Genomic DNA, 18617 nt, shown 5'->3' with positions numbered 1-18617 from the left:
CGGGGACCTCTAAAAGAAAAACATGGGAGCAATCATGCGTAAACTTCTCTTGACGGCCAGCGTTCTGGCCCTGGCCGCGACGGCAATGCCGGCGTCGGCCGAAACGATCCGCTGGGCACGCGGCGCCGACGCGCTGACGCTGGACCCGCACTCGCAGAACGAAGGCACGACCCACACCTTCGCCCACCACATCTACGAGACGCTCGTCTGGCGCGACACCGAAGGCACGCTGATCCCACGCCTGGCCACCGAATGGGCGATCAAGGAAGGCGACGACACGACCTGGGTCTTCACGCTGCGCGAAGGCGTCACCTTCCATGACGGTGCCGAATTCAACGCCGAAGACGTCGTCTTCTCGCTCGACCGCGCGCGTTCGGAACGTTCGAACATGCGCCAGCTCCACGCAGATGTGGAAAGCGTGACCGCCGTCGACGACTACACGGTCGAGGTCAAGCTGAAGGGTCCGAGCCCGCTCTACCCGAACAATCTGACCAACACCTTCATGATGGACAAGACCTGGGCAGAGACCAACGACGTCGTCGAGGTTCAGGACTATGCCGGCGGCGAAGACAATTACGCCGTGCGCAACACCAACGGCACCGGCCCCTACAAGCTCGTCTCGCGAGAAGTTGGCGTGCGTTCGGTTCTCGAAGTGAACCCCGATCACTGGGCCGAGACCGAGCCGGCCGTCACCGAGATCATCTACACGCCGATCTCGGATGCCGCGACCCGCGTTGCAGCGCTTCTGTCGGGCGAAGTCGACTTCGTGCAGGACGTGCCGGTGCAGGACATCGAGCGGCTGTCGTCGACCGACGGCATCAAGGTCGCGACCGGCCCCGAAAATCGCATCATCTATTTCGGCTATCGTCTCACCGAAGAGCCACTGGCAAGCTCGGACGTGACGGACAAGAACCCCTTCTCCGATCCGAAGGTGCTCGAGGCCATGCATCTTTCCATTGATCGCGACGCGATCAAGGAAGTCGTCATGCGTGGCAATTCGGTTCCGACCGGCGTTGCGACCCCGCCCTTCGTCAATGGCTGGACCGAAGAACTCGACGCCTACCCGGCGCCGGATCTCGAGCGCGCCCGCGCGCTGATGGAAGAGGCCGGCTATGGAGACGGCTTCACCGTCACGCTCGACACGCCGAACAACCGCTACGTCAATGACGAGGCGATCAGCCAGGCGGTCGTCGGTATGCTCGGCCAGATCGGCATTCGCGCGACGCTGGCCTCGCGCCCGGTCGCGCAGCATTCGCCGCTCATCACCAACGGCGACACCGACTTCTACCTCCTCGGCTGGGGCGTCCCCACCTTCGATTCGGCTTATATCTTCAACGATCTGATCCACACGAAGGAAGGCAATTACGGCGCCTACAATCCGTCCGGCTATTCCAACGCCGAACTCGACGCGAAGATCGAGTCGCTCGGCACGCAGACGGACCTCGAGGCCCGCGACGCGACGATCGCCGAAATCTGGGCGACGATCCAGGAAGACCGCGTCCTCCTGCCGATCCACAACCAGGTGCTCGCCTACGCGACGAAGTCGAATTTCACCATCGACGTGCATCCGGAGAACCAGCCGAACATGTCGAATGTGACGATCGGCGAGTAATCCGCGCAACATTCCTAAAAGCCTCGCCCGCCGTGCAAGCAATTGCGCGGCGGGCTAGCATTATGGGCTTGATTGTGGCGGTGTGACTCGCCAAAAGAGCGCCTTTCGCGGCGCCGATGCCGGTTGCGTGCCTATCTCGCGGCCTCAAGCGCATGTGCCGTCAGCACCCGTACCGACAAACCGGGAGCCTCAAGCGTCGACAATTCGACGCGCTCTCGTTCCGGAGACAAACAACATGACAGCCTTTGTCATAAGGCGCCTGCTGCAATCGATCATCGTGATGCTGGCGGTTTCGCTCGTGGCATTCCTCGTCTTCCGCTATGTGGGCGATCCAATCGATTCCATGGTGGGCCAGGATACCAGGCTCGCGGACCGCGAAGCGATGCGCGAGCGCCTCGGTCTGAACGATCCCTTCTATATCCAGTTCGCGACCTTCGTCGGCAATGCAATCCAGGGCAATTTCGGCATCTCCTACCGGCTCCAGGAGCCGGTCACGCGGCTCATCATGGAGCGTCTACCGGCGACGATAGAACTGGCCTTCGCGTCGGCCACGATCGCGCTGGTGTTCGGCCTGTTCTTCGGGGTCTATACGGCGCTGAAGCCCAAATCGCCGGTCACTTCCGTCGTGATGACGCTGTCGCTGGCCGGCGTCTCGCTGCCGACCTTCCTGATCGGCATCGGCCTGATCTACATCTTCGCGGTGGAGCTTGGCTGGCTGCCATCCTTCGGACGAGGGACGACCGTGATGGTCGGGGGGTGGCGGACAGGGCTCTTGACTGAAAGCGGGCTCAGATCGCTCATCTTGCCGGCTATCACGCTGTCCCTCTTCCAGTTGACGCTGATCATGCGCCTCGTGCGCGCCGAGATGCTGGAAGTGCTGCGCGCGGATTACATCCGTTTCGCCAAGGCGCGCGGCCTTTCGAACCGGGCGATCAATTTTGGCCACGCGCTGAAGAACACCCTGGTCCCGGTGATCACCATCACCGGCCTGCAACTCGGCTCGGTCATCGCGTTTGCGATCGTCACCGAGACGGTGTTCCAGTGGCCAGGCGTCGGCTCGCTCTTCATCCAGTCGGTGCAGGTCGTCGACGTGCCGGTCATGGCGGCGTACCTGATGTTCATCGCCTTCGTCTTCGTCGTGATCAACCTGATCGTCGACATCCTCTACTACACGGTCGATCCGCGCCTGCGCGTCGGCACTGGCAAACGGTGATCGCATGACCACGCTTCCAGATCCCAAACTCATGGCCGCCGGCGACGGCGAGCCGATCCTGCCGCCGAAGCCCCCGAGCCGCCTCTACCGCGCCTGGGACTCGGACATCTTCTACTCCTACCGTCGTTCGCCGGTGACGATCATCGCATCGATCGTCGTCGTCATCATCGTCGGCGCGGCGTTGCTGGCGCCGTGGATCGCGCCCTACAATCCGTTCAATCCGGCCTCGCTCAACCTGATGGACGGCTTCACGCCGCCCTTCTCGGAGAGCCGGATGGGCAACTACTACCTGCTCGGAACCGACAATCAGGGCCGCGACGTCTTCTCGACGATCCTCTACGGCTCGCGCATCTCGCTCTTCGTCGGCTTTTCCGCGACGCTCTTCGCCATGGCGCTGGGCATCTCGCTCGGCCTCATCGCCGGCTATCAGGGCGGGACGACGGACGCGATCATCATGCGCGTGACCGACATCCAGCTTTCGTTCCCGGCGATCCTGATTGCGCTTTTGATCTTTGGCATCGCGCGCGGCATCATTCCGCCCTCGCAGCAGGAGAGCATGGCGGTCTACGTGCTGATCATCGCCATCGGCCTTGCCAACTGGGCGCAGTTCGCCCGTACCGTGCGCGGCGCGACGATGGTGGAGCGGCAGAAGGACTACGTGTCTGCGGCGCGCATCATGGGCGTCCATCCGGTCCTGATCCTCGCCCGCCACGTCCTGCCGAACGTGATGGGACCGGTGCTGGTCATCGCGACGATCGGGCTTGCGCTCGCCATCATCGAGGAGGCGACGCTGTCGTTCCTGGGCGTCGGCGTTCCGCCAACGCAGCCCTCGCTCGGGACGCTGATCCGCATCGGCCAGCAATATCTGTTCTCGGGCGAATGGTGGATCCTGTTCTTCCCCGCCCTGACGCTCATCCTGCTTGCGCTTTCGGTCAACCTTCTGGGCGACTGGCTGCGCGACGCGCTCAACCCGCGACTGAGGTAGGCGTATGCAACCCGTCCTTTCCGTCAAGAACCTGACCGTCCAGTTTCCCACGCGCCGCGGGATCCTGACCGCGGTCGACAACATCTCCTTCGACATCATGCCGGGTGAAGTGCTGGGCGTGGTCGGCGAATCCGGCGCGGGCAAGTCGATGACCGGTTCGGCCGTGATCGGCCTGATCGAGCCGCCCGGCCGCATCTCGGGCGGCGAAATCCTGCTCCAGGGCGAACGCATCGACAATCTCGGCCCCGAGCAGATCAGGCGCTATCGCGGCAAGCGGATCGGCATGGTCTTCCAGGATCCGCTGACCTCGCTCAACCCGCTCTATACCGTCGCCGAACAGCTCATCGAGACGATCCGCACCCATATGCCCCTGTCCGAAGCCGATGCGCGCAAGCGCGCAATCAGGCTTCTCGACGATGTCGGAATCCCTGCTGCCGACCGGCGCATCGACGACTATCCGCATCAGTTCTCGGGCGGTATGCGCCAGCGCGTCGTGATCGCCCTCGCGCTGTGCGCGGACCCGGCGCTGGTCATCGCCGACGAGCCGACCACCGCGCTCGACGTGTCGGTGCAGGCGCAGATCATCGACGTGATGAAGAACATGTGCGCCGAGTATGGCGCGGCGATCATGCTGATCACCCACGACATGGGCGTCATCGCCGAGACGGCCGACCGCGTGGCGGTCATGTATGCCGGACGCATCGCGGAGATCGGGCCGGTACGCGACGTCATCACCGACGCCAAGCACCCCTACACGGCCGGCCTGATGGGCTCGATCCCGACACTCGCCACCAACTCCGACCGCCTGACGCAGATCCCAGGTTCGATGCCGCGCCTGTCGGCAATCCCGAAGGGCTGCGCCTTCAACCCCCGCTGCCCGCACGCTTTCGACCGCTGCTTCGTCGAGCGTCCCGAGCCGATCGCTTCGGGCTCCCGCCGCGTTGCCTGCTGGCTACATGCGCCCGAGGAGCAAGCCGCATGACGACCCCGACCCCTCTCGTTGAAGTCAATCACCTCTCGCGTCGGTTCGACGTATCGAAGCCGTGGCTGAACCGCGTCATCGAACGATCCGAAAAAGCCTATGTGCGCGCCGTCGACGACGTCACCTTTCGGATCAACAAGGGCGAGACGCTCGCGCTCGTCGGCGAATCCGGCTCGGGCAAGTCCACCATCGCCCGACTGATCGTCGGCCTGCTCGACCCGTCGGAAGGGGACATCCATTTCGACGGCAAGTCGCTGAAGAAGGGGCTGAAGGGCGGCGAGGCGCGACGTCTGCGCCGCCGCTTCCAGATGATCTTCCAGGACCCGTTCGCCAGCCTCAATCCGCGCTGGCGCGTGACCGACATCATCGGCGAGCCGCTGAAAGTGTTCGAGGGCGGGCTGTCGTCGCTTCAGCGGCGCAAGCGTGTCGGCGAATTGCTGACTTTGGTCGGCCTCTCGCCGGAGGACGGCGTCAAGTTCCCGCACGAGTTCTCCGGGGGCCAGCGCCAGCGCGTCGCGATCGCCCGCGCCCTTGCCGCCCGTCCCGACTTCATCGTCTGCGACGAGCCGACCTCGGCGCTCGACGTCTCGGTTCAGGCGCAGATCCTCAATCTGATGAAGGACTTGCAGGACGAGTTCGGCCTGACCTTCCTGTTCATCAGTCACGACCTTTCGGTCGTGCGCCACATGGCGAACCGCATCGGCGTCCTCTATCTCGGCCGCCTCGCCGAGGTCGCCGATTCCAAGACGCTTTTCGCCAAGCCGCGCCATCCCTATACCCGGATGCTGCTCGACGCCGTGCCGGACCTCGAGATGACCGGCCGCAAGCGCAAGAAGGTCGAGGGCGAGATTCCGAACCCGATCAACCCGCCGCCCGGCTGCGCCTTCCATCCGCGCTGCCCGTTCGCAAACGAAAGATGCAGGATGGAAATTCCGCAGCTCCTGTGGAACGGTGAGGGCGAAACGGCGTGCCACGGTGTCGAGGAAGGCCGCATCTGACACAAATTGCGCCAAATGCACCACGGCGACCATGAAGAGCCATGTCCAAGGGCGGTCTCTTCCAAGACCACGAGGGAGGACGAGATGAAGCAGGGTTGGCAAGACGATGTCCTGTCTTTCTGGTTCGGCGAACTGACGGCCGAGGACTGGTACACCGGCAAGAGCGAAGTCGACGACAAGATCCGCTCGCGCTTTTCCGGGCTCTACGACGAATTGAAGACGGGCCTCGACCCCGAGACGATCGACGACCAGCGCACCGCGCTCGCCGCGGTGATCGTGCTCGACCAGTTTCCGCGCAACATGTTCCGCGGCAAGCCCGCCGCCTTCGGCACGGACAATCTGGCCATCGAGATCGCGCGCAACGCGACCGAGAAGCGGCTCGATCACGGATTGTCGAACGAGGAAAAGCAATTCCTCTACATGCCGTTCATGCATTCGGAGATTTCGGCCGACCAGGAACGATGCGTCGATCTTTTCCGGTCGCTCGACAACGAGGACGGCCTCAAATACGCGATCGAGCATCGCGACATCATCCAGGAGTTCGGAAGATTCCCGCACCGCAACAAGGCGCTGGGCCGCGAGACGACGGATGCCGAACGCAAATTCATGGAGGGCCATGCAGGCTATGGCCAGTAGTTCGGACCGATGTGCTCTTGTATTACGCTGCGGCACGGCTTGCACCGCAGCGAATTGTGGCCCTAGATAGGAGCGCGACGACAAATTCCAGGATGCAGGCGGGCATCCGGCGCTGGGTGAGCGGGCAAATCAAGAAACCGGCCGCGTCAGTCGACCGATCCCGCCTCCATGCAAAACATTTTGAGGGAGGACGAATTGGCCAAAGCGACCGAGAAGACGAGCAAGGTTGTCAAGGACGAACTGAATCCGGCAGCCAAGAAGCCGGCGGCCAAGAAGGCGCCGGCGGCGAAGACAAGCGCGAGCGCCAAGCCGAAGGCCCCGGTCAAGACTGCCGCCAAGAAGCCGGCTGCAAATGTCGCAGCCACGGCCGTCGACGCACCGGCGAGCGCACCGTCAAAGGCTGCTGCGGCCAAGGCGTCGACCCCGAAGACCACCGCCAAGACGGCATCGAAAAAGACTGCGGACAAGGTCGAAAAGCCGGCCGCCACCAAGGCAAAAACATCCGCCGCCAAATCCAAGCCGGCCACATCAACAGATCCGAAGGCCGAACCGGCCGTCGCCCCGGCAGCATCTGCGCGGCAGACAGCGGCAAAGGCCGACAAGCCCTGGCTCGCCAATTATCCGAAGGACGTTCCGGGCGAGATCGGGCCGCTGGAATATCAGTCGCTCGGCGATCTGATGGTCGAATCCTGCCGCAAATACGGATCGAAGCCCGCCTTCACCTGCATGGGCAAGTCGATCACCTTCACCGAACTCGAGAAACAGTCGGCCGCGTTTGCCGCCTATCTACAGGGCAAGGGCCTGTCCAAGGGCGCGCGGGTCGCCATCATGATGCCGAACGTGCTGCAATACCCGATCGCGATGATGGCGGTGCTGCGCGCGGGCTATACGGTCGTTAACGTCAACCCGCTCTACACGCCGCGCGAGCTTGAGCACCAGCTCAACGATTCGGGCGCGGAAGCGATCGTCATCCTGGAAAACTTCGCCTCCACGCTGCAACAGGTGATCGGCCGCACCAAGGTGAAGCACGTCGTCGTCGCCGCGATGGGCGACCGGCTCGGCCTCAAGGGCATCGTCGTCAACCTGGTCGTGCGCCGCGTCAAGAAGATGGTGCCCGCCTGGTCGCTGCCGGGTCACGTGCCCTTCAACGATGCGCTCAAGGAAGGCGCCAAGAAGACGTTCCGCAAGATCGACGTCGGCCATGACGACGTCGCCTTCCTGCAATATACGGGCGGGACGACAGGCGTTTCCAAGGGCGCGACGCTGCTTCACCGCAACGTTCTGGCCAATGTCGCGCAGAACGCGCTTTGGGTCGAAGCCGCCTACTCCAAGAAGCCGAAGCCGAAGGATGTCGTCTATATCTGCGCGCTGCCGCTCTACCACATCTACGCGCTGACGGTGAACGCGCTGATGGGAATGCAGCAGGGCGCGCAGAACATCCTGATCCCCAATCCGCGTGACATCCCGGCCTTCGTGAAGGAATTGCAGAAAACACCGTTCCACGTCTTCCCCGGCCTCAACACGCTGTTCAACGCGCTTCTCAACAATGCCGATTTCCAGAAGCTCGACTTCAAGCCGCTGATCCTGACCTTCGGAGGCGGCATGGCGGTGCAAAAGCCGGTCGCCGACCGCTGGAAGAAGCTGACCGGCATCGTCATCGCCGAAGGTTACGGCCTCTCCGAGACGGCGCCGGTGGCGACCGCCAACCGCTTCGACGCCGACGAGTTCTCCGGCACGATCGGGATGCCGATCCCGTCGACCGAGATCGTGATCCGCGACGAGGACGGCAAAGACGTGCCAACCGGCGAAGTCGGTGAAATCTGCATTCGCGGGCCGCAGGTCATGGCGGGCTACTGGAACCGGGCCGACGAGACGAAGAAGGTCATGACCGATGATGGTTTCTTCAAGTCGGGAGACATGGGCTTCATCGACGCGCGCGGCTTCGTCAAGATCGTCGACCGCAAGAAGGACATGATCCTCGTCTCCGGCTTCAACGTCTATCCGAACGAATTGGAAGAGGTCGTCGCCGAGCATCCGGGCGTCCTCGAAGTCGCCGCCGTCGGCGTACCGGATGAGCATTCGGGCGAGGTGCCGAAACTCTTCGTCGTCAAGAAGGACGAGAAGCTGACGGAGCAGGAAATCATCGATTTCACGCGCGACAAGCTGACCGGCTACAAGCGCCCGCGCCATGTCGAATTCCGCAAGGAACTGCCGAAGACGAATGTCGGCAAGATCTTGCGGCGGGAACTGCGGTAGTCGGAATTTGTCGTTGAGGGTGGTGCTTTATGGCGCCCCCTCTGTCCTACCGGACGCCCAGAGAAGGGCGGGATGGATCACGGCCTTACCGGCCGTTCAGATATCCCGGCAGTTCCGCGATCGACCCCAGCACCACATGGGCCAGCGGCTCCAGCGTCGCGCGGGTGCCGGTGCCGCTGAGCACGGCCACGCGCAGACCGGCGCCAGCCGCCCTGCCCGTTTCCATGTCGTGATTGTTGTCGCCGACCATCGCGATTTCGGAGGGCTTCAGGCCGGCCATGTCGGCGAAGGCGACGATGACGTCGGGCGCGGGCTTGGGATTGGCGACCGCGTCATAGCCGTACGCCGCCTCGAACAATTGCGAGACGCCGAGCGTCGCCAGCGTCCGCTCCGCGCCTTGCGTGGAATCGTTGGTCGCGACGGCGAGGCGGAAACCGCTTGCGTGCAGCGCCGACAGCGCATCGATGATGCCGGGTAGCGCGACCGCGCGGGCAGCGCCTTCGACTGCCGTCACCTCGTCGAAATGAGCGACGCGCTCGCGACGCTCTGTCGCGCTCGCCAGCGGATACCAGCAATCGACGATCTCGGCATTGGTGCCGGCCGCGAAGACCGAGTCGGCGCGGAATTTTCCGGCCGCGAAGTCGTAGCCGGCGCGCTCCATGAGGACGTTCGCCTCGGCGCGGTCGCCGCCGGCCGCTTCGAGCGCCAGATGATCGCCGACCGCGAACCATGTCGCGTTGAAGTCGACGAGGGTGCCGTCCTTGTCGAACAGGATTGCCTTGATCGCCATCATGCGCTTCCGCGCAACGCGTGGATGCGGGCGACGAGGCCGGCGGTCGAGCCGTCGCGGCCGGTCGCGCTTTCCTTGCCTTCTACGATCGGCAGGAGCCCGGTCGCGAGTTCCTTGCCGAGTTCGACGCCCCACTGGTCAAAGGCGTTGATCTCGAAAAGCTGCGCCTCGACGAAGATGCGGTGCTCGTAGAGCGCGATCAGCCGGCCGAGCGTGAAGGGATCGAGCGTGCGGTAGAGGATCGTCAGCGAGGGCCGGTTGCCGGAGAACACGCGATGCGGCGCGATCTTCTCGACTTCGGCGGCACCCATGCCCTTGGCGAGCATCTGCGCACGCGCCTCCTCCAGCGTCCGGCCCTTCATCAGCGCTTCCGACTGCGCAAGGCAGTTGGCAAGGAGGAGGTCGTGCTGATTCTTCAATTCCGGTTCATGGCCTTCGGCGGCGGCGAGGAACTCGACCGGCACGATGTCCGTGCCCTGGTGGAGCAACTGGAAGAAGGCGTGCTGGCCGTTCGTGCCGGGCTCGCCCCAGACGACCGGGCCGGTGGGCGTCGCGACGGATACGCCGTCGACCGTGACGCCCTTGCCGTTCGATTCCATATCAAGCTGCTGCAAATAGGCCGGCAGACGTGTGAGGCGCTGGTCATAGGGGATGATCGCGCGGGAGGGATAGCGGCAGGCGACACGGTGGAACCAGCCGATCAGACCGAGCATGACGGGCAGGTTCCGCATCAGCGGCGCTTCTGCGAAGTGACGGTCGACGGCATAAGCGCCAGCGAGGAGCAGGCGGAAATTCTCGGGGCCGACGGCGAGCATGATCGGGAGGCCGATGGCCGACCAGAGCGAATAGCGCCCGCCGACCCAATCCCAGAAGCCGAAGATGCGGTCTTGGCGAATGCCGAAGGCGCCGACCTTGTCGAGCGCGGTCGAGACGGCGGCGAAATGCTCAGAAACGACACCGTCTCCCAATGCGTCCGCGATCCAGCGCTTCGCCGTCTGCGCGTTCGTCATCGTCTCGATGGTGGTGAAGGTCTTGGAGGCGACGATGAAGAAGGTCGTCTTCGGGTCGAGGCCCTTCAGCGTGTCGGCGATATGCGCGCCGTCGACATTGGAGACGAAGTGAAGTCGCGGCCCGTCATGACAGGGCGCGAGCGCCAAGGTCGCCATGGCGGGGCCGAGGTCGGACCCGCCGATGCCGATATTGACGACGTCGGCGATCGAACCGGCACGCAGGTCGTGGGCGAAGGCGGCCATCGCATCCAGCACGCGATGAATTCCGGGGACGATGTCGGTGCCGTCAACGACCAGCGACGCGTCGCGCGGCAGGCGCAGGGCAGTATGGAGGACAGCGCGTCCTTCGGTGATGTTGATCGGCTGGCCGGAGAGCATCGCATCGCGCCGCGCCTCGAGATTTGACGCCCTGGCGAGCGCAATCAGAAGGTCGACCGTCTCACCGTCCACCGCGCATTTGGAATAGTCCAGAAGCAAGTCATCCAATGTCAGCGAGAATTTTTCGAATCGGCCGGGATCGGCGGCGAAGAGGGCGCGCATGTCGACCGGCGCGCGGTTTTCCTCGTGCTCGATGATCCGGGTGCGGGCGGCTTCCAGCGTGGGGTTTTGCAAGCGATCAACCTTCGGTCAGACAGGGTCGCGAAGGTTAATCAGCGCCCACAGCGGAGCGCAAGGGCAGCCCTTTCGTCAAGGACCAATCACTTTTGCACACTGGATGGATCAATAAATATCATTGGCGCAACCAATTGGACCAGACTTGATCCCGTTGGACCACAGGCATAGGCTGGTTCGCATGTGAAGGATATCGCCATGGCCGCTCGTACCGATCCTGCAATCTGGTCCGGATTGTTCCGCATCTCGCCCGAATCGGGCCAGACGCTACAGGCGCAAATCCGGCAGGCGATCGTCGCGGCCATTCTCGACCGCCAGATCGCGGCCTCCATGCCGCTGCCCTCCTGCCGGGTGCTGGCGGAAAAGCTCGGCGTGGCGCGCGGCACGGTCGTCCTCGCCTTCCAGCAGCTCGTCGACCAGGGCTTTCTTGTCGCCAAGGAGCGGCGCGGCCATTTCGTCAATCCGGAGATGCTGACCATGCCGGCGCGCGCGCCCGGCGCGATCCGCAAGAGCGATCCGACGCTCGACTGGAAGAGCCGGCGCAAGGTCGCGGCCTCCGAAATGCCCGAGCCGTCGAAGCAGGAAAACTGGATCAGGGCGTCCTATCCCTTCGTCTACGGGCAGTTCGATCCGGGCCTGTTCCCGACCGCCGAATGGCGCGAGTGCAACCGCATGGCGCTGGCGGTGCTCGAGATACGCAACTGGGCGTCGGACATGGTCGACCGTGACGATCCGCTCTTGATCGAGCAGATCCAGGCGCGGCTCCTCCCCCGGCGCGGCATCTTTGCCAATCCCGACGAGATCATCGTGACACTGGGCGCACAGCACGCGCTCTACATGCTGGCGACGCTTCTCATGGGCCGCGGCACCAAGGTCGCGATGGAGAACCCCGGCTATCCCGATGCGCGCTCGATCTTCCGCCTCTCCGGCGCCGAAGTGGTGCCCGTTCCGGTCGACCGCGAGGGCATCAATCCCGACGCCATTCCCGACGATTGCGGGTTCGCCTTCGTCACGCCGAGCCACCAGTGCCCGACCATGGTGTCGCTGCCCGAAGATCGCCGGCAAAAGCTGATCGCCGACGCGCAGAAGCACGACCGCATCATCATCGAGGACGGCTATGACAGCCAACTCGTCGACGACGCGCCGCAGCAGGCGCTGCGCGGGCTCGACCGTTCCGGGCGCGTCATCTATGTCGGCTCGATGTCGAAGACGCTCGCGCCGGGCCTGCGGCTCGGCTACATCGTCGCCTCGGCCGAGCTGATCGCCGAATTGCGGGCGCTGCGACGCTTCATGCTGCGCCATCCGCCGGCGAACAACCAGCGCGCCGTGGCGCTGTTCCTCTCGCTCGGCCATCACGAGGCGCTGGTGCGCCGGCTGTCGAGCGCGTTCCAGGAGCGGCGCGAGCGGCTGATCGGCGCCGTATCGTCCTACCTGCCTGAATGGCGGATCACCGATACGCCGGGCGGGACCTCGCTCTGGCTCGAAGGCCCGCACGGCACCAGCGGCAAGGCGCTCGCCGATCTCGCCGCCTCGCGCAGCGTGCTGATCGAGCCCGGCGCGCGCTTCTTCGACCAGCCGGAGAGGAACGGCCGCTTCGTGCGGCTCGGAATCTCGTCGATCGCGCTCCAGCACATCGAGCCCGGCATCCGCGAACTCGCGACCGCGGCCGGGCGCCGACCGGCTGCCGCCTGAGCCGGATTTGGTCCATCGGGCGAAATCCCGGTGGACTAACCGACCGGCATTTTCGGATGCATAGTTGAGCCACCTTTTCTCTTTGGGTGGAGCGTCAGATGTCGGTCGTTCTCGAAGATCACGAAACCCAAAGATCGCGCCGCTCGGGCGGGCGCGAAGCGCGGCGAGCCATCCGCGCAGCCCCCCTCGCCGAGGACATCCGCCCCGTCCGGGCCGGGCTCGAAGGCGGACGCTACACGCCGCTCGACGGCGCCGACCTCGACCGCATCCACGAGGCCGTGCTGACCGTGCTGGAGACGGTCGGTTTCGCCAATGCGATCCCGTCCTGCCTCGACGCGCTGACCCGCGCCGGGGCGATCCATGGGCCGGACAAGCGCATCCGCTTTCCGCGCCGGCTGGTGCTTGAAACGATCGGAAAAGCCGCGCGGGGGTTCACGCTGCACGGTCAGGAGCCGCAGCACGATCTGAGGCTTCAGGGAACGCGCGTCCACTACGGCACGGCCGGAGCGGCGGTGCATGTCGTCGATGTCGAGAGGCGCGACTATCGCGAGTCGCTCTTGCAGGACATCTACGACGCGGCGCGCATCGTCGACCGGATGGACAACATCCATTTCTTCCAGCGTCCGATGGTGCCGCGCGATATTCCCGATCCGTTCGAGATGGACCTGAACACGCTCTATGCCTGCGTGACCGGCACGACCAAGCATGTCGGCACGTCCTTCACCACGGCCGACAACGTCCGCCCCGCGCTCGACATGCTCTATGCGATCGCCGGCGGCGAAGACAGATTCCGCGCGCGGCCTTTCGTGTCGAACTCCAACTGCTTCGTCGTGCCGCCGATGAAGTTTGCCGAGGACGCCTGCGGCGTGCTGGAAGAGTGCGTCAAGGGCGGCATACCGATCCTGCTCCTCTCCGCCGGACAGGCAGGCGCCACCGCGCCTGCGGCGATTGCCGGCGCGGTCGTGCAAGCGGTGGCGGAGGTTCTCGCCGGGCTGGTTTACGTCAACGCGTTGAAGCCCGGCCACCCGGCGATCTTCGGCACATGGCCGTTCGTCTCCGACCTGCGCACCGGCGCTATGTCGGGCGGATCCGCCGAACAGGCGCTGTTGACCGCTGCCTGCGCGCAGATGGCGCAATATTACGACCTTCCCGGTGGCTCGGCCGCCGGCATGGCCGATTCCAAGCTGCCCGACATCCAGTCCGGGTTCGAAAAGGGCATCACCGAAGCGATGGCGGGTCTTTCGGGGCTCAACCTCATCTACGAGGCGGCCGGAATGCACGCCTCGCTGCTCGGCTTCTGCCTCGAAAGCCTGATCATCGACAACGACATGATCGGCCAGTGCCTGCGCTGCGTGCGCGGCATCGACATGTCGGAGGCATCTTTATCGCTCGACGCGATCAGCGATGTCTGCCTCAATGGACCCGGCCATTATCTCGGTCACGGCCAGACGCTGGATCTGATGCAGCGCGAATATTTCTACCCCGCCATCGCCGACCGGTTCAGCCCCAAGGAATGGACTGAGAAGGGCAAGCCGGACATTCTCCAGCGCGCCATCGCCGAAAAGAAGCGCATTCTTGGCAGCCATTTCCCCCGCCATATCTCCCGCGCGCTCGACGACCAGTTGCGCGCGCGCCATCCCGAAATCCGCCTGCCGCGCAGTTCGATGGGCCACTGAGCGCGGCGCGAACCGCGTAAAGCCGTTCTCTCCTTGGTCGCATGGACAAGATGACGGCGCTAGGCTAGGCGTTGGAGACCAACCGAGGGAGGGATTTCTGCAATGGCAATGATCATCGAGGGCGAGGAGAGGATCGAAGCGCCGGTGCAGACGGTCTGGGAAGCGCTCAACGATCCCGACATCCTGCGCGAATGCATTCCCGGCTGCGAGAGCCTCGACAAGAAATCCGACACCGAAATGGCTGCCGTCGTCTCGCTGAAGATCGGGCCGATCAAGGCGAAGTTCAACGGCGAGGTGCAACTCGTCAATCTCAACCCGCCGCACTCCTACACGATCCAGGGCGAGGGCAAGGGCGGGATCGCCGGCTTCGCCAAGGGCGGCGCCGACGTGTCGCTCAGGCAAGATGGCGACGCCACGATCCTGACCTATGCGGCCAAGGCCGATGTTGGCGGCAAGATGGCCCAACTCGGCTCGCGCCTCATCACCTCGACCTCGAAGAAGCTGGCGGGCGAGTTCTTCTCGAATTTCAACGCGAAGGTGAGTGGCAGCCAGGCCGCAGCCGAATAGCTAGCCCTTGCGCGCTGCGCGAAAATCGGCCGGGCGCTTTTGCAGGAAGGCCGCGACGCCCTCCTTGTAATCGTCCGACATGCCCGCCTCGCGCTGGTATTTGCGCTCGGCGTCGAGTTGCGCGTCGAGCGAGTTGCTCGATGCCTCATGGATCGCCTTCTTTGTCAGCGCGTAGGCGTTGGTCGGACCCTTGGCGAAGGTTTCGACCAGCTTGATCGCCTCGTCCATCAGCCTGTCGTCGTCGACGGCCTTCCAGATCAGGCCCCAATCGGCCGCGTCCTCGGCGGACAGCGGCTCGGCCGTCATGGCCAACGCCTTGGCGCGGGCTTCGCCGAGGTGCCGGGTCAGCCAGTAGGTGCCGCCGGCGTCGGGGACGAGCGCGATCTTGGAAAAAGCCTGGATGAACTTCGCCGACTTCGCGGCCAGCACGATGTCGCAGGAAAAGGCGATGTTGGCGCCGGCGCCGGCCGCGACGCCATTGACCGCGCAGACGATAGGCTTGTCCATCGCGCGCAGCTTGCGCACCAACGGGTTGTAGAAGGTTTCCAGCGTCTTGCCGAGATCGGGGCGTTCGCCCATCATCGCGGGATCACGGTCCGAAAGGTCCTGCCCGGCGCAAAAGCCGCGGCCGGCGCCGGTCAACAGGATCGCGCCGCAATTTGCGTCCTTCTCGCATTCATCCAGCGCGGCACGCAGCGCATGGTGCTGCGCCTCGTTGAACGAATTCAGCCGATCCGGCCGGTTGAGCGTGATGACGGAATAGCCGTCCCGCTTTTCGTGAATCACGACGTCCTGGCTCATGGCCTCCCCTCCCCTGTTCGCAATTATTCGAAGACGATCTTCGGCGTCGCGGCTTCGCTGGCCGTCACTTCGGCGCGAAGGCGCTCGAGCACCTTTTGCGCGATTGAGCGATAGACGCCCGCCTGTGGGCCGGTCGGGTTCGAAACCACGACCGGCGTTCCGGCATCCGACGTCTCGCGGACGTCCATCGTCAATGGCACAGCGCCGAGGAACGGCACGCCAAGACGTTCGGCCTCGCGCTCGGCCCCGCCATGGCCGAAAATGTCGTAGCGCGCGCCGGTGTCGGGCGCGATGAAATAGCTCATGTTCTCGACGATGCCGAGCAGCGGCACGTCGACCTTGCGGAACATGTTCAAACCCTTGCGGGCGTCGATCAGCGCCAGATCCTGCGGTGTCGAGACGATCACCGCGCCGGCGAGCGGCACGTTCTGCGCCATGGTCAGTTGCGCGTCGCCGGTGCCGGGCGGCATGTCGACGACGAGCACGTCGAGTTCGCCCCATTGCACCTCGCGCAGCATCTGCGTCAGCGCCGACATGACCATCGGACCGCGCCAGATCATCGGCGTCTCCTCCTCGACGAGAAAGCCCATCGACATGACCTTGACGCCGTAATTCTCCATCGGCTTCAGCGTCTTGCCGTCGACCGTCTCGGGTTTGCCCTTGATGCCGAGGAGGCGCGGCATGGACGGGCCGTAGATGTCGGCATCGAGCACGCCGACCTTGAGGTCGAGGGTGGCAAGGCCGAGCGCGATGTTGACCGCGGTCGTCGACTTGCCGACGCCGCCCTTGCCGGAGGCAACCGCGATGATCGAGCGGATGCCCGGCACGCCGCGCTTGCCGGACTGGATGGAGGCCGACGCGGCCGGAGGCGCGGGGCGTGAGGCGGGCTTCGGCGCGGGACGTGGCGGAGCCGCTTCCATGCCGCCACCCTTCTTCTCCGCCGTCAGCGCGACGACCGCACCGGCGACGCCGGGGATCGACTTGACCACGCGCTCGGCTGCCGCGCGCAGCGGCTCCAGTTCCTGCGCGCGGGCGGAAGGGACGGTGATCGAGAAGAACACCTTGGAATCGGCGATGAAGATATCCGAGACGAGCCCGAGCGAGACCAGATCGCCCTCGAAATCGGGGCCCTTTACGGTCTTGAGCGCTTCGAGGACGGTTTCCTTGGTGACGGTCATGATGCACGTTCTGCTGGAATGGACTGATGAGCAGATAGGCCATTATCGTCCGTGAACCAAGCACCGAAGTTTTCGCACACTCGATGTCGGCATCGAAGCGGCGCGGGCGTCCTTTGCGCGAACGACATCAAGGAAGGAGTTCGTCATGCAGGACAAGCTGACCACATGGCTCTGGTTCGAGACCGAGGCCGAAGAGGCTGCGCGCCATTACGCGTCGGTCTTTCGCAACACGCAGATCGGCGAAATCGTCAGGGCGCCGGGCGGCGGCGAGCCCCATACGACCGAGGGCCAGGTGCTGACCGCCGAATTCCGGATCGAGGGCCACCAATTCGTCTGTCTCAACGGCGGGCCGCATCCGGGCGCGGCGCGCACGGACTCGATCTCGTTCCAGATCCTGTGCGCGGACCAGGCAGAGGTCGACGAATACTGGAACAAGCTTTCGGCTGACGGCGGACAGGAAGTGCAGTGCGGATGGGTCAAGGACCGCTACGGCTTTTCGTGGCAGATCGTGCCCGAAATCCTGCCGCGGCTGATGGCCGATCCCGACCGCGCGAAGGCCGCGCGCGTCACCGCCGCGATGATGAAGATGATCAAGCTCGACATCGCCGGGCTGGAAGCAGCCGCACGCGGCTGAGGCTTTCGCGGCAGCAGCCGGCGCGATAGGGTCCGGCCATGATCGACCGGCTGGAATTCTTCATCGCGCTGGCGCGGGCGCAGCATTTCGGCCGTGCAGCCGAGGAACTCGGCATCACCCAGCCGACGCTTTCGGCCGCCATCAAGGCGCTGGAGGATCAGCTCGGCGTCATGCTCGTCAAGCGCGGCTCGCGATTCCAGGGGCTTACCGTCGAGGGCGAGCAGGTGCTGGTCTGGGCGCGACGGATCACCGGCGATGCACGGACCATGAAGGAGGAGATGCGCGCGGCGCGCCATGGCCTGTCGGGCCGCATCCGCATCGCGGCGATCCCCACCGCGCTTGCGATGATTCCGCGCCTGACAACGCCGTTTCGCGAGCAACATCCGGGCGTCACCTTTTCGGTTCTGTCGCGCACCTCGATCGAGGTGCTGACGCTGCTCGGTAATTTCGACATCGATGTCGGCATCACCTATCTCGACAACGAGCCCCTCGGCCGCGTCGTTTCGGTGCCGCTGTATTCGGAGCGCTACCAGCTCATCACCGCCGCGGACACCAAGTTTTCCGATCGCCGTTCCGTCACCTGGGCAGAAGTCGCCGACCTGCCGCTGTGCCTGCTCACCCCCGACATGCAGAACCGGCGCATCATCGACCAGCATCTGGCCGAAGCCGGCAGCGTCGCGCGTCCGACGCTCGAATCCAATTCGATGATCGTGCTCTTCTCCCATATCCGTACCGGCAAATGGTCGTCGATCATGCCGCTCAACCTTGCCGAGACGTTCGGCTTCGCCGAGCCAATCCGCGCCATCCCGATCGTCGAGCCCGACGCCAGCCATCTCGTCGGTCTCGTCGCGGCCAAGCGCGAGCCGCATACGCCGCTCGTCGCGGCGCTTCTGGACGAGGCGATGACGCTCGCAGGCGATTTCGAGGCCGAGCGCTGAACTAGCGTCATCAAGACACGCGCTTGATAGATTTTCT

At 64.5% G+C, this 18617-nt stretch carries 16 protein-coding genes; 12 read left to right on the top strand and 4 right to left on the bottom strand.

Going from position 1 to position 18617, the window contains the following annotated elements; translation table 11 throughout:
* The first annotated feature begins 34 nt into the window (after window positions 1-34).
* The 7 genes from PZ895_RS04730 (at window position 35) to PZ895_RS04700 (ending at window position 8682) form a co-directional block, all read left to right on the top strand.
* On the top strand, window positions 35-1612 hold the full coding sequence (locus PZ895_RS04730) for an ABC transporter substrate-binding protein (protein WP_275837829.1): 1578 nt from the start codon (window positions 35-37) through the stop codon (window positions 1610-1612).
* A gap of 235 nt (window positions 1613-1847) precedes the next feature.
* Window positions 1848-2825 carry an ABC transporter permease gene (locus tag PZ895_RS04725; RefSeq protein ID WP_275837827.1) on the top strand — a complete coding sequence of 326 codons (978 nt, stop codon included), beginning with the start codon at window positions 1848-1850 and terminating at the stop codon, window positions 2823-2825.
* Window positions 2826-2856: 31 nt separating this feature from the next.
* Entirely contained in the window at window positions 2857-3810 is a 954-nt protein-coding gene (locus PZ895_RS04720) for an ABC transporter permease (RefSeq protein WP_275837950.1), read from the top strand.
* A 4-nt stretch (window positions 3811-3814) separates the two neighbouring features.
* On the top strand, window positions 3815-4792 hold the full coding sequence (locus tag PZ895_RS04715; RefSeq protein ID WP_275837826.1) for an ABC transporter ATP-binding protein: 978 nt from the start codon (window positions 3815-3817) through the stop codon (window positions 4790-4792).
* The gene (locus PZ895_RS04710) at window positions 4789-5790 is read left to right on the top strand and encodes an oligopeptide/dipeptide ABC transporter ATP-binding protein (RefSeq protein ID WP_275837825.1); all 1002 of its coding nucleotides are present in this window, start codon (window positions 4789-4791) and stop codon (window positions 5788-5790) included. Before PZ895_RS04715 ends, PZ895_RS04710 begins: the two co-directional genes overlap by 4 nt.
* Before the next feature lie 84 nt (window positions 5791-5874).
* Entirely contained in the window at window positions 5875-6426 is a 552-nt protein-coding gene (locus PZ895_RS04705; RefSeq protein WP_275837824.1) for a DUF924 family protein, read from the top strand.
* A 240-nt stretch (window positions 6427-6666) separates the two neighbouring features.
* Window positions 6667-8682 carry a long-chain-fatty-acid--CoA ligase gene (locus tag PZ895_RS04700; RefSeq protein WP_275837949.1) on the top strand — a complete coding sequence of 672 codons (2016 nt, stop codon included), beginning with the start codon at window positions 6667-6669 and terminating at the stop codon, window positions 8680-8682.
* Window positions 8683-8767: 85 nt separating this feature from the next.
* Here the strand turns inward: PZ895_RS04700 and PZ895_RS04695 are convergent, their stop codons facing one another.
* Together PZ895_RS04695 and pgi are read right to left on the bottom strand one after the other, a co-directional pair.
* Entirely contained in the window at window positions 8768-9475 is a 708-nt protein-coding gene (locus PZ895_RS04695; RefSeq protein WP_275837822.1) for an HAD family hydrolase, read from the bottom strand.
* A complete protein-coding gene (pgi, locus tag PZ895_RS04690; RefSeq protein WP_275837821.1) occupies window positions 9472-11094 on the bottom strand; it encodes a glucose-6-phosphate isomerase in 1623 nt (540 codons plus the stop codon). The genes PZ895_RS04695 and pgi overlap by 4 nt, the downstream gene beginning before the upstream one ends.
* Before the next feature lie 198 nt (window positions 11095-11292).
* Between pgi and PZ895_RS04685 the strand changes: the two genes are divergently transcribed.
* From PZ895_RS04685 to PZ895_RS04675, 3 genes are all read left to right on the top strand, one after another.
* On the top strand, window positions 11293-12786 hold the full coding sequence (locus PZ895_RS04685; RefSeq protein WP_275837820.1) for a PLP-dependent aminotransferase family protein: 1494 nt from the start codon (window positions 11293-11295) through the stop codon (window positions 12784-12786).
* A 98-nt stretch (window positions 12787-12884) separates the two neighbouring features.
* Window positions 12885-14462: a trimethylamine methyltransferase family protein gene (locus PZ895_RS04680; RefSeq protein WP_275837819.1), complete on the top strand. Its 1578-nt coding sequence runs from the start codon at window positions 12885-12887 to the stop codon at window positions 14460-14462.
* A gap of 102 nt (window positions 14463-14564) precedes the next feature.
* Entirely contained in the window at window positions 14565-15029 is a 465-nt protein-coding gene (locus PZ895_RS04675; protein WP_275837818.1) for a carbon monoxide dehydrogenase subunit G, read from the top strand.
* Here the strand turns inward: PZ895_RS04675 and paaG are convergent, their stop codons facing one another.
* Complete coding sequence (paaG, locus tag PZ895_RS04670) at window positions 15030-15830, bottom strand: 2-(1,2-epoxy-1,2-dihydrophenyl)acetyl-CoA isomerase PaaG (RefSeq protein WP_275837817.1); 801 nt, start codon at window positions 15828-15830, stop codon at window positions 15030-15032.
* 23 nt (window positions 15831-15853) lie between these two features.
* Entirely contained in the window at window positions 15854-17008 is a 1155-nt protein-coding gene (locus PZ895_RS04665; protein ID WP_275837816.1) for an Mrp/NBP35 family ATP-binding protein, read from the bottom strand.
* 145 nt (window positions 17009-17153) lie between these two features.
* On the opposite strand from PZ895_RS04665, the gene PZ895_RS04660 reads away from it, so the two are divergent.
* Together PZ895_RS04660 and PZ895_RS04655 are read left to right on the top strand one after the other, a co-directional pair.
* Complete coding sequence (locus PZ895_RS04660) at window positions 17154-17642, top strand: VOC family protein (protein ID WP_275837814.1); 489 nt, start codon at window positions 17154-17156, stop codon at window positions 17640-17642.
* Window positions 17643-17680: 38 nt separating this feature from the next.
* Window positions 17681-18580: a LysR family transcriptional regulator gene (locus PZ895_RS04655; RefSeq protein WP_275837813.1), complete on the top strand. Its 900-nt coding sequence runs from the start codon at window positions 17681-17683 to the stop codon at window positions 18578-18580.
* Window positions 18581-18617: the final 37 nt, after the last annotated feature.

The sequence above is a fragment of the Mesorhizobium sp. YIM 152430 genome (assembly GCF_029210365.1).
Lineage (GTDB): Bacteria > Pseudomonadota > Alphaproteobacteria > Rhizobiales > Rhizobiaceae > Aliihoeflea.
This window is presented reverse-complemented; position numbering and strand designations above follow the sequence as displayed.